Annotated in this window: 19 protein-coding genes and 1 tRNA gene; 5 read left to right on the forward strand and 15 right to left on the reverse strand. The window is 57.5% G+C overall.

Annotated elements, in window-relative coordinates; translation table 11 throughout:
• Nucleotides 1–92 precede the first annotated feature (92 nt).
• The 12 genes from IG629_RS03890 to IG629_RS03945 form a co-directional block, all read right to left on the reverse strand.
• Nucleotides 93–1,490 (reverse strand): amidase, encoded by a 1,398-nt coding sequence (locus IG629_RS03890; RefSeq protein WP_193170671.1) that lies wholly within the window; start codon nt 1,488–1,490, stop codon nt 93–95.
• Between the two features lie 26 nt (nt 1,491–1,516).
• Nucleotides 1,517–1,900, reverse strand: coding sequence for a VOC family protein (locus tag IG629_RS03895; RefSeq protein ID WP_028464959.1), 384 nt, complete (start codon nt 1,898–1,900; stop codon nt 1,517–1,519).
• 118 nt (nt 1,901–2,018) lie between these two features.
• A complete protein-coding gene (locus IG629_RS03900; RefSeq protein ID WP_193170672.1) occupies nt 2,019–2,543 on the reverse strand; it encodes a DUF3299 domain-containing protein in 525 nt (174 codons plus the stop codon).
• A 10-nt stretch (nt 2,544–2,553) separates the two neighbouring features.
• Nucleotides 2,554–3,810 carry an ABC transporter permease gene (locus IG629_RS03905; RefSeq protein WP_193170673.1) on the reverse strand — a complete coding sequence of 419 codons (1,257 nt, stop codon included), beginning with the start codon at nt 3,808–3,810 and terminating at the stop codon, nt 2,554–2,556.
• Nucleotides 3,794–4,531: an ABC transporter ATP-binding protein gene (locus IG629_RS03910; protein ID WP_193170674.1), complete on the reverse strand. Its 738-nt coding sequence runs from the start codon at nt 4,529–4,531 to the stop codon at nt 3,794–3,796. Before IG629_RS03910 ends, IG629_RS03905 begins: the two co-directional genes overlap by 17 nt.
• 5 nt (nt 4,532–4,536) lie before the next feature.
• The gene (locus IG629_RS03915; protein WP_193170675.1) at nt 4,537–5,085 is read right to left on the reverse strand and encodes a DUF2796 domain-containing protein; all 549 of its coding nucleotides are present in this window, start codon (nt 5,083–5,085) and stop codon (nt 4,537–4,539) included.
• Between the two features lie 94 nt (nt 5,086–5,179).
• Nucleotides 5,180–5,365, reverse strand: coding sequence for a hypothetical protein (locus tag IG629_RS03920; RefSeq protein ID WP_028464964.1), 186 nt, complete (start codon nt 5,363–5,365; stop codon nt 5,180–5,182).
• Between the two features lie 71 nt (nt 5,366–5,436).
• Nucleotides 5,437–5,898: a YcgN family cysteine cluster protein gene (locus IG629_RS03925; RefSeq protein ID WP_193170676.1), complete on the reverse strand. Its 462-nt coding sequence runs from the start codon at nt 5,896–5,898 to the stop codon at nt 5,437–5,439.
• The gene (locus IG629_RS03930; RefSeq protein ID WP_193170677.1) at nt 5,899–6,750 is read right to left on the reverse strand and encodes an alpha/beta fold hydrolase; all 852 of its coding nucleotides are present in this window, start codon (nt 6,748–6,750) and stop codon (nt 5,899–5,901) included.
• Entirely contained in the window at nt 6,747–7,121 is a 375-nt protein-coding gene (locus IG629_RS03935; protein ID WP_193170678.1) for a hypothetical protein, read from the reverse strand. The genes IG629_RS03930 and IG629_RS03935 overlap by 4 nt, the downstream gene beginning before the upstream one ends.
• 31 nt (nt 7,122–7,152) lie before the next feature.
• Entirely contained in the window at nt 7,153–7,905 is a 753-nt protein-coding gene (locus IG629_RS03940) for an SDR family NAD(P)-dependent oxidoreductase (RefSeq protein ID WP_226886427.1), read from the reverse strand.
• Nucleotides 7,906–8,003: 98 nt separating this feature from the next.
• Nucleotides 8,004–8,249, reverse strand: coding sequence for a hypothetical protein (locus tag IG629_RS03945; RefSeq protein ID WP_028464969.1), 246 nt, complete (start codon nt 8,247–8,249; stop codon nt 8,004–8,006).
• A gap of 121 nt (nt 8,250–8,370) precedes the next feature.
• On the opposite strand from IG629_RS03945, the gene IG629_RS03950 reads away from it, so the two are divergent.
• Together IG629_RS03950 and mnmC are read left to right on the forward strand one after the other, a co-directional pair.
• Entirely contained in the window at nt 8,371–8,766 is a 396-nt protein-coding gene (locus IG629_RS03950; protein ID WP_193170680.1) for a cupin domain-containing protein, read from the forward strand.
• Nucleotides 8,767–8,783: 17 nt separating this feature from the next.
• Nucleotides 8,784–10,778, forward strand: coding sequence for a bifunctional tRNA (5-methylaminomethyl-2-thiouridine)(34)-methyltransferase MnmD/FAD-dependent 5-carboxymethylaminomethyl-2-thiouridine(34) oxidoreductase MnmC (mnmC, locus tag IG629_RS03955; protein WP_193170681.1), 1,995 nt, complete (start codon nt 8,784–8,786; stop codon nt 10,776–10,778).
• Between the two features lie 159 nt (nt 10,779–10,937).
• On the opposite strand, the gene IG629_RS22560 is transcribed toward mnmC, so the two are convergent.
• Nucleotides 10,938–11,384 (reverse strand): hypothetical protein, encoded by a 447-nt coding sequence (locus IG629_RS22560; protein ID WP_226886451.1) that lies wholly within the window; start codon nt 11,382–11,384, stop codon nt 10,938–10,940.
• On the opposite strand from IG629_RS22560, the gene IG629_RS03960 reads away from it, so the two are divergent.
• Together IG629_RS03960 and IG629_RS23005 are read left to right on the forward strand one after the other, a co-directional pair.
• Complete coding sequence (locus IG629_RS03960; protein WP_319025011.1) at nt 11,337–12,887, forward strand: ATP-binding protein; 1,551 nt, start codon at nt 11,337–11,339, stop codon at nt 12,885–12,887. The genes IG629_RS22560 and IG629_RS03960 overlap by 48 nt on opposite strands.
• 167 nt (nt 12,888–13,054) lie before the next feature.
• Nucleotides 13,055–13,369, forward strand: a complete 315-nt coding sequence (locus IG629_RS23005; protein ID WP_193170683.1) for a ribbon-helix-helix domain-containing protein — start codon at nt 13,055–13,057, stop codon at nt 13,367–13,369.
• A gap of 27 nt (nt 13,370–13,396) precedes the next feature.
• Here the strand turns inward: IG629_RS23005 and IG629_RS03970 are convergent.
• A tRNA-Thr gene (locus tag IG629_RS03970) sits at nt 13,397–13,472 on the reverse strand.
• Between the two features lie 113 nt (nt 13,473–13,585).
• On the reverse strand, nt 13,586–13,984 hold the full coding sequence (locus tag IG629_RS03975) for a hypothetical protein (protein ID WP_193170684.1): 399 nt from the start codon (nt 13,982–13,984) through the stop codon (nt 13,586–13,588).
• 479 nt (nt 13,985–14,463) lie between these two features.
• On the opposite strand from IG629_RS03975, the gene IG629_RS03980 reads away from it, so the two are divergent.
• On the forward strand, nt 14,464–15,513 hold the full coding sequence (locus IG629_RS03980; RefSeq protein ID WP_193170685.1) for a hypothetical protein: 1,050 nt from the start codon (nt 14,464–14,466) through the stop codon (nt 15,511–15,513).
• Nucleotides 15,514–15,558: the final 45 nt, after the last annotated feature.

Consider the following 15,558-nt stretch of genomic DNA (forward strand, 5'->3'; position numbering starts at 1 on the left):
TCGCTACCTCTCACTCTGGTGAGATACTTGATCTACCCAGAGTGAGTATTCGCGTCTTTTCCCGATCTGTACAGGCCGACGGGCTACTGTTTTCAATCTGGGGTCGGCATTTTGAATGGGCAGAGTGCCTCATAGGCTGCACTCGCCTGCAGCACTTTATCCTCGCGATATTTGGCCGCGACTATCTGCAATCCGGCAGGCAGACCCTCGCTGGTGAACCCGCACGGGACGGACGCTGCCGGATGCTGGGTCAGATTGAACGGGTAGGTGAAGGCAGTCCATTCGGTCCAGCGCCGCATACCGGATCCCTCAGGGACCTCGAGGCCGGCATCGAAAGCTGTGGTCGGCATGGCCGGTGTGAGCAGCAGGTCGTAGCGGTCCATCAATTGGTTCACTTCGAGACCAAGTTTTTCCCTTGCCTGGATAGCGTCCTGATACTCGGGAAGTGTGATCTCAAGCCCTTCCATACAAACTTCGGCGAACCCGGGATCAAGCATTTTCCGTTGTTCCGGATTGAGGGCCCGGTAAGCGTTGGCGGCACCGGTAAACCAGTGGATTCTGAATGTTTCCGCGGAAGACGAATAATCGAGGTCGACTTCCTCGATATGTGCGCCAAGTTCGGCCATGCGCTTTGCCGCCGTAGCAACGAGTTCGGCAATCTCCGGGTCGACCTTCGCAAAACCGAGATCAGGACTGTAGGCAATACGCATGCCCCGGACAGACTTGCCCGAGAGTTGCCGGAAATCACGTCCGTCGTCGGGTGCGGTGTACCAATCCATCACATGAAGACCGCTCATGACGGTCAGCATCAGGGCGGCATCGGCGACCGTCCGCGTCATCGGGCCGGCATGAGAAACGGTTCCCATCACGCTGGCGGGATATTGCGGTACGCGGCCAAAGGTCGGCTTGAGGCCGAAGATGCCGCTATAGGCCGCCGGGATACGGATCGAGCCGCCTCCGTCGGTACCCTGGTTCAGCGCGCCCATGCCGAGCGCCGTCGCCACCGCCGCACCGCCGGATGAACCACCCGGGGTCTTCTCCCGGTTCCAGGGATTGCGGGTGATGCCGGTAAGCGGGCTGTCGGTCACGCCCTTCCAGCCATATTCCGGGGTCGTGGTCTTGCCCGTGAAGACTGCGCCATGGTCGCGCAGGCGGGCGACGAAAGGAGCATCCGTCGCACTTCTGAAATCCGGGTCGCTGGTTTTGGAGCCGCGCCGGACCGGCCAGCCTTTTACTTCGGCCAGATCCTTGATCGTTGTCGGAACACCGTCGACGATGCCGATTGGCGTGCCTGCCTTCCATCGCGCCTCGGAGGCTTTGGCCGCTGCTAAAGTGGAGTCCTCATCGATATGGACAAAGGCATTGAAGGCCTCATTGTGCTTGCCGATTTCATCCAGCGATGCCTTCGCTGCCTCGACCGGCGAGATGGTTCCGGCGGCATAGGCCTGGACCAGATCGGTCGCACTCATCATCGCGAGATCGCGGCTCATATTATTGCTCCTGCACTTAAAACTGCTCAGCGGACCGGGGAGGGCCAACTGGAATCCCTGAATTCCTGGATCTCGAAACGGTAGGTGCCGATACCCCGGAAAAAGGCTGAATAGACGTTGAAGGTCTCGCTATAGGCGGGCGGGGCATCGAAGACGACACCCTTTGCTTTCATGCGGTCGTAGAAACCGTCCACATCGTCAGACACGAAAGAGATGGTGACGGCGGGGTCGTCTGCCGGCGGCCGGTTTGTACAAACGCCGAGGAAGGCGTTCGGCGCCACTTCAAAGATATGGCATCGGTCGCTCTGATTGAGCGCGAGACGAAATCCCAGGGTTTCTCCGAGAAACGCAGAGGAGGATGTCAGATCATCCGTATAGATGAAGGACAGCATCTGACCGATGGATGGCATGGCTAATGTGGCTCCCGGGGATACCATGGCGAAGGAGACGGGCCACGGCGAAATGGAATGAAGCGGGAGTTTAGGACGTGAAATAACCCAGACGCAATTCGGTCATTCGGGCAATTCGCTATTCATACGGGGTAATGGCCTCCGCCTCGAGGCTGTAGCCTACTTCGGCCAGGTCCGTTTCCTCTTCGAGAATGCCGAGGATACCGGTGACATAGACCGGCTCGAACATCTCGCGCGGGTTATAGGATTGCGCGATCCTGACAAGGATCAGCTGATTCGGCGGCGGCGGCGGGACGTGAATGCAGGCGCCGACATAGGGCACGAGGATAAGCTCTTTCACGCCTTCGCCGTTATAATCCAGGGGAATGATGTATCCGGGAATGCGGATTCTGGTACCGGCCAACTCGTGGACAACGTCCTTGCCGGTAATGCTCTGTTCCGGAGGAGGAGCACTGTGGTCGAGCAGAGGTGTGCTCATGCCTGATGATTGTGACGGACTGTCGATCTCGGGGAGTAGGTCCTCCCAGAGAAGGTCGCGGGGGGTGTCGGCGGCAAGAGCCGGATAATCCCGCATCAAGAATGTTATGGCGGAAGCTGCAGCAATGCGCAGCGCGGCGCGACGGTTGAATACTAAATGTTTCAAAACGCTCTCCTCATTGCCGGACAGTCATACCGTCAGCAAGCGACATACGGTAGGCACCGATGGCGGGAACAAGACCCGAAAGAATACCGCCGCACACGAATCCGCCCAAAATCAAAAGCTCTCTTGTCGAGGGTAACGAGAATGGCAGGTACAGCCCATAGGCTTGATCGACAATCGGGCCGGCGATTGCCAACCCTGCAAGGAACAGGAACGTTCCTGTGAAGGCACCGGCAAGGGCCAGCGTTCCCGCTTCCAGTATCATCAGGCACCCGACTATGGACGGTCCAGCGCCGACGGCCCTGAGGATGGCCATCTCGCGGCGCCGTTCGGACAGACTGGACAGGATCGCGGCGACCATGCCGATCAGGGCGGTCAGGACAACCATTCCTGAAACACCGGCCAGAGCCGACTCGGCAACACCGATCAGGGACCAAAGCTCCTGCAGCGCGACCCCGGGCAGGACGGCGAGCAGGGGTTCTTCCGGATATTCGTTGATGTGGCGCTGCAAACGGAAGGTTTTCAGCTTGGATGTGACGCCAACCAGCACGGCCGTGATGCTTTTCGGCGTCAGGTCCATGGCCCGCACCGCGTCGGCCCCGGTAGAACGGCCCGGGGTGCGCGCGCCGCTTTGCCAGTCGACATGGATCGCCTCGATGGCCTTGAGGCTGACATGGACGGTCCGGTCAACCGGCGTGCCGGTCTTGGCAAGGATGCCGGAGACACGAAACGGCATGTCTTCGTGTTTCGTAAAGCCGACCGCTCCGAGACCATGTGCCACGACAATCGGATCTCCGACCTTGTATCCGAGATCTGCGGCCACGTCGGCGCCGAGGACGGTGTCGAAAAGATCGTCGAAGCGTTCTCCCCCGGCGAATGTCAGAGAAGCATTTCCGCGAAAACGGTAATGCTCGAAATAGGCATCGGTTGTGCCCATGACCCGATAACCGCGATGGCTGTCGCCGAGCGAGATCGGCACGGTCCAGGCTACTTCCGGCCGGTCGGCGATATCGCGATAGCTTTTCCAGGTGATGTTGTTGGTGGCATTGCCGATCCGGAACACAGAATAGAGCAGCAACGGCACGCTGCCGCTGCGCGCGCCGACGATCAGATCCGTGCCGGCGATGGTATTCGCGAAGCTCGCCCGGGCCCCGGTTCTGACCCGCTCCACACCGAGGAAGAGGGCGATGCTGATAGCGAGCGCGAGAATGGTCAGCAGTGCCGTAGAGCGCCGGTTCGCCAGGGATTGAAGACTAAGACGCAGCAGCATCGGGTGTTTCCTCGTGACGCTGTATGTCCGTCAGGCGGACCACGCGATCGAACCAGTCGGCCAGCCTCTCGTCGTGGCTGACCATGAGGAGCGACGATCCGCTCCGGTCCAGTTGCTTGAAAATCAGATCGAGAAAGGCTTGCTGAGACTCACCGTCAAGAGCGGAAGTCGGCTCGTCCGCGATTACCAACTCGGGATCGCCGATCAAGGCCCTGGCGGCCGCGACCCGCTGTTGCTGTCCTGAGCTGAGGAGGGAGGCGGGTTGCCCCGTCTGGATATTTTTTGGCAGGCCAAGTGCGGTCAGGAGACGTGCTGCCGCTTCCTCAGGCGTTTCTTCCTTCCGAACCCGGCGCGCCCGGTTCGGGGCGAAGCTGAGGCCGAGACGGACATTGTCCTGAGCCGACGCATAGGGCAACAAGTTGAACATCTGAAAGATGACGCCGAGATGTTCCGCCCGGAACCGATCGCGTTGGGCCGATGACAGCTTGGCGAGGTCCGTCCCGAGCAATTCGATCCGGCCTTTTTGTGGCTGGGAAATTCCTGAAATCAGGCCGAGCAGGGTGGATTTCCCACCACCGGACGGGCCAAGCAGCAAAACCCGCTCGGCCTTTTCAATCCTGAACCGGTCGACCCCGAACCGGAACGCGCTGCCCGGCCACTGGAACGCGACATGCTCCAGCAGGACGGTTGGCGGTGCCGATGGGGTGAATGGTTCGGTCATGGCTCTCAGTCCAGTGTCAGTGTCGGATGGTCGGGGCTTACCTCAAACTGGAATTGACCTTTTGGCGAGACGATTTGCACGTCAAGCTCTTCGCTGTTCGGAAACTGTTTGAAAAAGGGGAAAGAGAAACCGGCGATCTTGGCAGTGTCCATGCAGGAGAACCGGTAGGTCACATGGAATTCCATATGTTCGCCATCATGTTCCGCATCGGATGATTTTTTATCATGATTGTGGTCATCCTCCTCCATGAAACGGGATTCCTGGAGGGTGCAGCCTGCTTCGCCGATAACGCTGAACAAAGCGACGCCCTTGGCGAGTTTGGCTTTGCCGGCATCGAATGCCTCGTGCTGGGCTGCGGTCTCGGGAGCATGCTCGAAACCGACGATATCAGCGCCAGGAATTTCGATCTCCATCTCGATCGTTGCGCCTTCGATGGCGATGGTGAGTTGACCATGGCCGTGTTCGTGCGCGTCGGCTTGGCGCGTTTCACTGGCGGCGGCCATCGTGCTCGTCGCGGTTATCATTGCCGCTAAGAAGTATGGAAGTCGGGTCATTGGCGAAGCTCCTGGGAGGGAAGATCGTGTAAGAAAAGAATGTTATAACGTTACATTTTTAGCTTGCGATCAACTTTTTTCTGCAAGCGCAATTTTACTGCTGAATTTTGATCCGGGATCCCTCGCGAGGCGTGCAGTCGCCGCTAAGCCATTGCTGGACCATGCTTTCCTTGCATGCAGTCCACGGGCGGTCAACGCCGCCCCCGATTTCTTCCTGATAAATCGTCGCAAAAGCGACCACCGCAAGAATGGCGGCCAGGATCCACATATTCCGACTCATGGCTTTGCTCCTCTGTCCGGCTTCAAGTGGGAAGCCTCAGATGACGAGAAAAGGGTTAATGCTGCATTTTCCTACTCGGCCCACTCGACAATATGGTCGGGCAGTTTTTCGTCAGGCACATATTTTTCGGACACCGCCCGCCCGCGAACCGAAATCCCGGCGACATGGACCATATCCGGATCGCCGCAGACGAGGGGATGCCAGTGCGGCAGATCCTTCCCTTCCTTCACAAGCCGGTAGGCGCAGGTAGATGGCATCCATATCAGGTCTTCCAGTACGTCCGGCGTAAGGATCACACAGTCAGGCACCTTCGCCTTGCGATTTGGGTAGTCACCGCATTTGCACGAATGACAGTCGAGCAGGGTGCAGGCGACATCCGTGTAGTGCAGATCGTCGGTCACATCGTCGATCAGCTTGACGAGGCAGCACTTGCCGCAACCATCGCACAGGGCTTCCCACTGCTCGGAGCTCATCTGCTCGAGCGGTGTGGTTTTCCAGTAAGGCGTCTCTGCCTCGTGCTGATCCAGAGCCATTCAATCCTTGTCCGCGATTTTCGCCAGCACCGGGAGGATGTAATCCCGAAAAGCCGCCGGATTTTCCGACATCGGGAAATGCCCCATGCCGGCCATGATGATCGCCTCCGCGCCCGGAATACGTTCCGCTGTGCGCAGCGTATCTTCCGGTGTGCAGGAGTAATCATATTCTCCGGTCATCAGATAGACGGGACAGTGCCCGGTGTCGATGGTGCTGCTCTCCCGGGCATAGTCGCTATCGGTGCGGTAGAAGTGCATGTCGCCCTTAAAGACCTCTGGCCCGCCCTGATAATAGTGCCAGAGAGTCTCCCAGCGGAATTCATCCGGACTTTGCGGGGCGACGAGGCCGGAAACCAGGGCGGCGCAGAAGTCTCCCCGCAGGAATTCAGGGCTTTCCAGCCAGCTATTGTCGTACCAGGGCGAGGGGCTGTCGGAGCCTTCGAGCCCGATCACACCGCGCAGAGACGCACCCTGTTCCTGCGCCAGTCGGACCACAACCCTCCCGCCCATGGAGCAGCCCATAACCACGGGGCGCTCAAGTTCCATTGCCTGTGAGAAGGCTGCGATTGCCGCGACATAGAACTGGCTGGTCAGCTTGTATTCCTCACCTTCCCAGCCCACCGGCGGGTTCGACTTCCCGTGCCAGGGCAGATCGAAGGCAATGACCCGGAAACGGTCCGTCACCGCGTCGTCGCACATCAGGTGGCGGTACTGGCTGGAATGCGCGCCGGCGGTATGCAGGCAGAGCAGCGGAATACCGCTTCCGGCCTCTTCGAAATAGATCCGGTACGGCCGTCCCTCGATCTCGAGATGGACATAGCGTCCGGAGATAGGCTCGATCCGCGCGCTCATTGGCTCGTCTCCTGGCGCAGGGTACGCGGCAATGCGAGCAGTTCCTTGACGTAACGCAGATTGTGCAGCAGCGGCGCCGTGTTGCCATCCAGACTGGCATGGCCGTAGCGGGTCATGGCGAACAAGTCCTGATAGCCCGATGGCGGCATGTCTGAGCTAAACACATCCCAGACCTCCTTTGATGCCCGGATGGCGAAATCCCAACTCCGCATCTTGAACGGCCCTGTATCGACGGCTGTTACATGGCCGTTCTTTACCGTCACATGATAGGGCGTATCGCCGACTTCCAGTAGGAAGCTGGAGTCCATATAGCGGCCAATCCGTTGCAGGTCCGGCCGTCCGGCGACGGCATCTTTCAGGCATTCGAACACGAAAATTCTCCTTCTGTCGGGGAGCTTTGGATCAGTAGACCGTGCGGCCACCGGAAACATCGAAACAGGCGCCGGTGCTGAAGCTGCACTCCTCGGATAGCAGCCAGCAGACCATGGAGGCGCATTCCTCTGCAGTCCCGAGACGCTTCAGCGGGCTTTTCGAGATCATGATCTCCACATGCGCGGGATCCATCCGGTCCACCATCTCCGTGTCGAGAGCGGCCGGGGCAACCGAATTGACCAGCACACCGGTGCCGGCAAGCTCCTTGCCCATGGATTTGGTCAGCGCGATGACACCGGCCTTTGCGGCGCTATAGGCGGGCGCATTCGGTGTGCCTTCCTTGCCGGCAAGGGACGCGATATTCACGATCCGGCCGTATCCACGCCCAACCATGCCGGGGGCGATGGTCTTGGAGCAGAGAAATACGCCCGTCAGATCGACATTCAGGACGCGCTGCCAGTCGGCCAGCGTGTAGTCGATTGTGGAGACGGTAGGTCCCGCGATGCCGGCGCTGTTCACCAGCAGGTCGATCGGTCCGAGCGCGCCCGTCGCGGATGCATGGGCAATGCAGACGTCTGATTCCGAGGAGACATCGACCGCCGTGGTAATCAGATTGTCCGAGGCTCCTATGGCATCGGCGGCCGCGGCGAGTGCGTTATTGTTCTGATCCCAGAGAGCGACTTTTCCTCCGTTCTCCAGAATGCGTACGGCAACGGCTAGACCGATGCCCTTTGCGCCGCCCGTCACAATCGCGGAGCGGCCGCTGAATTCCCCATCCTTCAAGGCGTTTCTCCCGAACGCGTTTTGTAACCCGGGCTCGTAACGGCCCATTTGTTACCCAGTCCCTGTTTTGGGTCCCTGTTGTTATTGAGCTCCGGTTGTTACTTGGCGCTGAGCGTGAATTCTCCCTCGCGAATGCGGTCCGGCCACTCGGCGACCATGTCCGCGACGGCTTGCTCACCGTAATTCTCGATCATATCCGTCAGGGCTGCAAAGATCGCGGATGAGGCGACCATTTCTGGAGCGCAGCCGTTATCGACGGCTTCGTCCCAGGCCTCGAGGATGAGTTTCAGGGCGATGCGTTTCTGTTCGTCATCCGGCAAAACGCCCGCATCCGAGTCCGACATGTGTCTCTCCAGAAAGTCTTCAGTTCCGGCTCCGTTGGAAGCCTCACATTGTTTTTAGTGTTGCTTGAGGCTGGCGCCTGCCGAACGCTAGACTGAAACGGTAAACAGTGGGAGGAAAAACATGTCGGAAAATCATGACTTCTTGCATCACGTCGGTGATGAGCATCCATTCGTTGCGCGTGGTCTGAGGAACTATTTCGAGTATCGCGATCTGGGAATCGAGGACGCATCGAAGGGCGATGTCGTCTCCCATGTGATCCGTGCCCGAGACGGTCACAATGCGACTGGCGCGTGGCACGTGCACGATTGCAAGTTCCAGATGTTTTATGTGCTGAAGGGCTGGGCCCGCTTCGAGTATGAGGGGCAGGGCGTGCATACAATGAAGGCTGGCGATTGCGTCATGCAGCCGCCGATGATCAAACATCGGGAGATCGAACATTCGGCGGATCTTGAGCTTATCGAAGTGGTCTCCCCGGCCGATTTCAAAACCTACGAGGTCGACGGGCCCGACGCCTGACGCCATCGGTCCGGCAAATGTCTGACCGGCCAATCGAGACACCTGCGGAAGGCCCGATATCGGCCAATCTTGCCTGGAAAGAGGACCACGCGCCTTTTTCCGGCCGGTTCGGGGACGTCTATTTCTCGGCGGAAGACGGCCTCGCGGAAACGCGGCATGTCTTCCTCGAGGGAAATGGCCTGCCGTCGGCATGGGCCGGGAAAACTGATTTCACTATCGCGGAAACCGGCTTTGGAACCGGGCTGAATTTCTGTGCTGCGGTTCAGCTGTGGCTGGAAACCCGTCCTCGGGACGGTCTGCTGCATTATGTCAGCGTTGAAGGTTTTCCTCTGAGCGCGGATGAATGTTTCCGAGCGCTCGCGCACTGGCCTGAACTGGATTCTATCGCGAGCGCATTGCGGGACCGTTATCCGGACCCCGTACCCGGAATGCACCGCATTCATTTCCAGGATTGGGGCGTTGTCCTCACGCTGGCCATCGGTGAGGCGGGGGTGGTGCTATCCGGCCTGCATGGACGGATAGATGCCTGGTTCCTTGATGGATTTGCCCCCTCCAAGAACCCGGAAATGTGGCGTGACGAGGTCTTGTCCGAAGTTGCAAGGCTGGCGGTTCCGGGCGGAAGCCTTGCCACCTTCACTGCGGCGGGGGCTGTCCGGAGAAGTCTTGCGGCACAGGGTTTCGAGATCCGCAAGGTGCCCGGCTTCGGGCGGAAGAGAGAAATGGTCGTCGCGCGAAAGGTGCCTGATTCGCCGGGCAGCCGGGGGCCTTTGTCCGCGCGGGCAGTGACGATCCGCGAGCGGTCGCGGCTGGACCGGGTTGCAATTGTGGGCGGCGGTATAGCGGGCGCGTCTCTGATCAGGGCCTTGCGGCGGCGCGGCATGGATCCGGTCTTGTATGACGGTGCCGGGCCTTGCGCGGGAGCGTCCGGCAATGCTTACGCACTTGTGACGCCAAGGATGGACGCCGGAGACAGTGCCGTCGCACGGTTTTTTGCGGCGGCTTACCGGTATGCGATTGCCCAATATGGCGAGGGGGCGGGGTGGGATCCGTGCGGCGTGCTTGTCATGCTGGAAGACGAGGAGACGCTGGTGCGGGCCGGAAAGGCCCAGGGTTTTGCCTGGCAGCCGGCGGCGAGCGGCAGTTTGCTTGACCGGGCACAGGCCAGTCTGCAGACGGGGATAGAACTGGATTGTCCGGGGCTGTTCTATCGCTCTGCGGGACTTCTGCAAACAACGCGCCTGATCCGTGACTGGATCGGCTCAACAACGATTATCGAAACCGACATCGACCGGATATCACGGACCGCTCATGGATACTCACTGTTGGACTCAAACGGAGGTCTTGCCGGGGAGGCGGATGTCGTCATTCTAGCCGCGGGCGACGGTAATCGGCGCTTTGCCGATACGCACTGGATCCCACTTTCCCCTGTGCGTGGGCAGCTTTCCGAGGTTCCTGCAACGGTTGCCGGCCGCAGCTTGAAATGTGCCTTGTCCTGGAGCGGATATCTTTCGCCTGTGCGGGATGGACGTCACATGCTCGGCGCGACCAACGACAGGAGCAACAAGATCGGCGAGGACTGGGGCTGGGCCGTTCTTGAAGAGGACCATCGCCACAACCACGAAAACATGCCGGAGTGCCTGGCGCATATTGTCGACAAGCCAAATGCCTCATGGTCCGGGCGGGCGCGGCTGCGGTCGGCGACACCCGATCGTGTTCCCCTGTTTGGCGCCGTTCCGGATGTCGCCGCTTTGGCTAACGCTTTTCGTAATCCTGCGGGTCGAGGCTATGTAACCTTTCCGGACGGCGATCTGTTGATCCTTGGGGGGCTGGGTTCGCGCGGCTTTGTTACGGCACCGCTTGCCGCCGAACTGCTCGTAGCCCGTCTGTTGGGGGAGGTTTGGCCTGTGGAGGAGTCTTTAGGTATCACTGGCGACCCAGCCCGGTTCGCGAGTAGGGCTCACCGGCATGCGCGGATAGACGAATTTCTAGGCTCACGTGTCTGGCGGGAATGATAATTTAACCATTAAAAAAGAAGTTTCTGAAAAGCTTGGGGCAGTGGGCTTACGGCTGTCTGTTCAGGCGGCTGTTACGAAAATTCCGGAATTTTCTCTGTGAAATCTGGAGAGGGAAGCAGGTTGAGCGGTTCGATCAAGTCGAATAACGGGATCTCGTCAGGTCTGAGAGCGCGCCTCACAGCGTCTCCTCTTGCTGTCGCCGGGATTGCATTTATCGCCGTTCTTTCCGTTACGCTTTACGCTCAGTTCACAATTGAAACGCGTGAGGATGAAGAGCAGGTAGCTCATCATGTCTTTGCTCGCGCGCACATCGGCCAGAACCTGAAAAGCTATCTGGAATCTCGCTTCCTTTCGGTCAATGGCATTGTCGCGGCCCTGGGGAAGGAGAGCACGCCGCCTGCTGAAATCGAGTTCGCTGAGCTGGCTCGTCCTTTTCACGAGAATTTCAGCGGGGTTCAGGCCGTTAACTGGATCGATCACACCGGTACGGCGCGCTGGATTGTACCGCTGGCAGGAAACGAGCAGGTCAAGGACAAGGACCTGACCGCTCTCAGTATTCCGAGCCGGGCCATCGCCGCCGCGCGTTCCGATGGCCGGGCACATGCAACACCGCCGATCACATTGCTTCAGGGCGGCATTGGCTTTGCGAGTTATTTCCCGGTTACGCGAAATGGCGAAATCGCCGGTTTCATCAATGTTGTGTTTCGTTTCGCCGACCTTCTAGACAGCATCGCCGGTCTGGATCCAAAAGGCTCGATTTCCGTCGCACTTCATTATGACGGCAAGTACGTGTTGTCGCAGTCTGAGGGGCCGCGTGGTGAGGATTACAAGTCGCTCTATTACGATCTGGAGATCCTTGATCGTACCTACCAGATTGAAATCCGGTCCCACGAGGCGATCGTCAGTTATATCAATCCGATCCTGCTCATCGTCATCGTCAACCTGTTGTTTGCAGGCGCGATTTATCTGTTGGTGAAGCAGGTTGGCTTGTTGGCACGAAGCGAGTCACGGTTTCGCGATTATACAGAAATAGCCTTTGATTACCTTTGGGAGACCGACCGGGAACAACGGATTACCTACCTTTCGCCACGCTTCGAGGAAATCGCCGGGCGCCCGGCGAGCGAATTTCTGGGGCGGAGGCTGAGAGATTGTAATATCCAGGCCGCGACCGACGACAGCCTCGCGGAGCACGAGGAGATGATGGCCCGGAAAGAGCCGTTTGAGAATTTTGTGTTTGCCTCCACGGCCACGGACGGGACAAAGACGTGGATTTCGTCATCAGGAAAGCCCCGGTTCTCGGGAGGCGGTCGTTTCCTTGGCTACAGGGGGGCCGACCGGTCTATCAACGAGCAGGTGACGACTGAAAGGCGATTGCGTCGCGCTTGGGAGCACGCGGAATCGGCCAATCAGGCAAAGAGCAATTTCCTCGCCGGGATGAGTCACGAACTGCGTACGCCACTTAACTCGATCATAGGCTTTTCAGAAATCATCCGTGATCAGTTACTCGGCCCTGTCGGCAAGCCGCAATATGCCGAGTATGCCAGTGACGTTGTGTCATCCGGCCGGCATCTATTATCGCTGGTCGATGATGTCCTGGACTTATCTAAGATAGAATCTTCCACATTCGAGCTGTCCGAAGACGAGATTGAACTTGCCGATACTTTTGAATTCGTCCGGCGTGGTTTCAGGCGGCATGCGGAAGCGCGGGGGATCGGCATTCACCTTGACGTCGCGGATGACGCGGCCTTTATCCGCGCGGATACGCGCATCGTGCGCCAGATGGTGATGAACCTCGTTTCGAATGCCATAAAATTTACGGATTATGGCGGCACGATCAGGATCCTCTCTGAACGCGACGACAATGGAAGCGTGCACATCAAGGTCACCGATACCGGGGCCGGTATCCCCAAGGAACACCTTACCCGTGTGTTCGAGCCGTTTGTCCAGGTTCGTGAGACGGCATTATTGAGTCATGAGGGCTCCGGGCTCGGCCTGTCCCTGGTGAAAAGGTTTATTGAACTGCATGGCGGGACGATAGATCTGGAAAGTCGTGTTGGTGAAGGAACCTCCGTCGATCTTACCTTTCCCAAGCATCGCTCCAATTGAACTCCGTTGCCGATTTCAGTAAATTCTTATGTCTCTCTAATTGTATTAAAATCCTAATGGAAATGGATGGCGTTAACCTATAGGGTGTATTTCATCCTCGCGGTTACCAATGACTCAAATTCTGCTTCTCGTTCCCCGTCTGTACTCCAAGACTATGAAGGTTCAACGTGGCTAAGAAAAACCGATCCTCCCTCGTTCGGCGACATTTCCGCTTACGTGGACCTCATGGAGATGAGTTACGCCGCTCAATCGCTCTTGAGCCAGGGTTCTGGTCAGCTTTGGACGAAATGGCGCCAGGCGATAAACTGAGGGAGCTAATAGAAAGTTGCCTGGCGGGGCTCACGCCGGATGAGTCCCTCGTATCAATTCTGCGATGCGCGGTGCTGAACCATTATCGAGCGCTGTGCGATCAACGGCGTTCTGGAATGAAGCTTAGCAAACCCGAAGGGAAAACCGTGAAACAGATCGGGGCGCGGAATTGACCGTGTCTGTACTGGGCCTGGAAGGAATGGTGCCGGTTGAGGGACTTGAACCCCCGACCCTCTGATTACAAATCAGATGCTCTACCAACTGAGCTAAACCGGCTATCGAAGTGCGCAGCGGAATATCGCGTTTCTGGCCCAGGGTCAACGGGATCTCCATCACAAAGATCATGTTTCAGCCAAGACGAGCGTTGGAAATTCTTGCTGCGCGTGTTTCTAGCTATTTGAGACCACGAGATAGGGCCGCTTGAAACGAGGCTGTGAGCCGGCGGCGACAACTGTACGCGCCGCATTCATCAGGCTGGCGACGGGTGCTTCCTTCGTGCGGAGGCTTTCCAGCGTACTGACTGCCCGTAGCAATATGGAAATCTGGTTGTCCGAATATACGGGGGCTTTACGTGTCAGCACGGCTGCTTTTTCAAAGTGCGTGACGAGTTCCGAAATCAGAACAGATGTGTCCCGGATTGCGTGATCAAGTTCCGGCTCATCATCCGTGGCGTTTTTCATGCGATAGAGCTGAACATTCAGTTCAAGCAGCGAATAAACCTGTTGATGGCGAACATAGAGTTCGCGTCCGCGGGGATCCCGATTGTTTAATTCTAAACTTTCGAGCATCTATCACTCCAGGCCAGGTTGCAGCTGTCATCTGAGTTTGCCGGGCGTCGCGGTCGAGGCGGCGCTTTGGGTGGCGTCTGAAGGGACTTTAGGCATCAAAACGTGAATCGCTCGTGAATCATCGGGGCTGAAATCGACTAAAAAAATGAAAATCAAAAAATGTACCTGTTTCGATCCCATTATGTTCGTGTTGTGTACATGTTTGCATATGGAAATGCGTCGGTGCGTGCGGTATGTTTTTTTGAAAACCTCAGTTCTGAGGGCCTTCAAGCACTATTTCCAAGAGACAATTGTGAAGGCATATTGGATTTCGGCTTTTAGATCCGAAAGTCGATCTGGAATTGATGTACCGTCTAAGAACCAGCGGCAACACAGGTCTTGTGCCGTTCCGACCGACACTGACGTGCTTATGTTTATCAAATCTTAAGCTCAATGGCTGATAAAGTGCGCGTGCACCCGTTAAGAAAGAGCGCTTTTTCATGAGTGTGGAATTGCAGGACAAGAAGTCGGATAAGGTGGAGATCGACGAGGATGCCCTCGATTCACTTCATACTTTGCCGCTTTCAATCATCCCCTTGCAGACGCCTGGCCTGAAGAAAGCCTTCATGATCAAGAACGCGCGCCTGGAAAGCGCGATCGAACTTTTTCGTGACGGCGGGTCGGGGAGTGGCCAGGTTGAGCCAAAGGAATTGCACGGATACTTCCAGGACGTCGGCGGGGCTCTATCCCATGACCTCATCATTCTGGATCGGCTATCCTCCCTCGAATCGTTCGACGTCTATTCGTTGCGTCTTGAGCTGCGCAATCTGGATATCGGATTCGAGGACTTCTCGGCGCTGCAGCTCTCCGAGGCCAAGCGTGCCGAACTGACCGAATACATGCGTGCCTTCACACGGCCGCTGATCCAGCGTGTTTATGGTGGCGATCAATCAGACGAGATTAGTGACGTCGGCCAGATCATCAAGATGATGGCTTCTCCAAACCGGAACGAAGCCATGGCAAAGCTCAAGCTTCTTGCCGAAGAGCTGAATACCGAATTGACGGAAGTGCCGAAGTTTCTCGAACGCTATGGCGATATTTTCCTGTCGCTGTCGTATTTCCGGAACTGCCTCGACAAGATCATGCAACAGCTTCCGCCCTTCATTTCCTGGATGGAAGAGCTGCATAGCAACTACCAGATCCAGAACGACCGAAATCAGCTTAAAATTCTTAAGGATATCGAGTCGGATCTGAATGAGATTTCGACATCTCTGGTTGGTCGGTTTGAGTATTTCAATCACCGCTCCCACGATTTCTGGGACAATATCAGCGCTGATTCGTTTCAGTCTTTCCAGGAACTGGTCACCGCACACCACGTCAGCATCGGCGCTGTGCTCTGCGGTCTTGCCGTGAAGATGGACCTCTACGAAACGCGGTTTCCCAACCATGGCGGGGGGCCGGTGAAGCGCCTGGAGTTCATTAATTCCGAGATCAGACCCGGATTGCAACGCATCAAGGATATCGAGCAGCGGGTGGGTGCGGTAAAATAAAGCCGCATCTCCAGTCCTCCGGATCTGGACTACTCAATCAAAACC

The organism is Nisaea nitritireducens, assembly GCF_014904795.1.
Classification (GTDB): domain Bacteria; phylum Pseudomonadota; class Alphaproteobacteria; order Thalassobaculales; family Thalassobaculaceae; genus Nisaea; species Nisaea nitritireducens.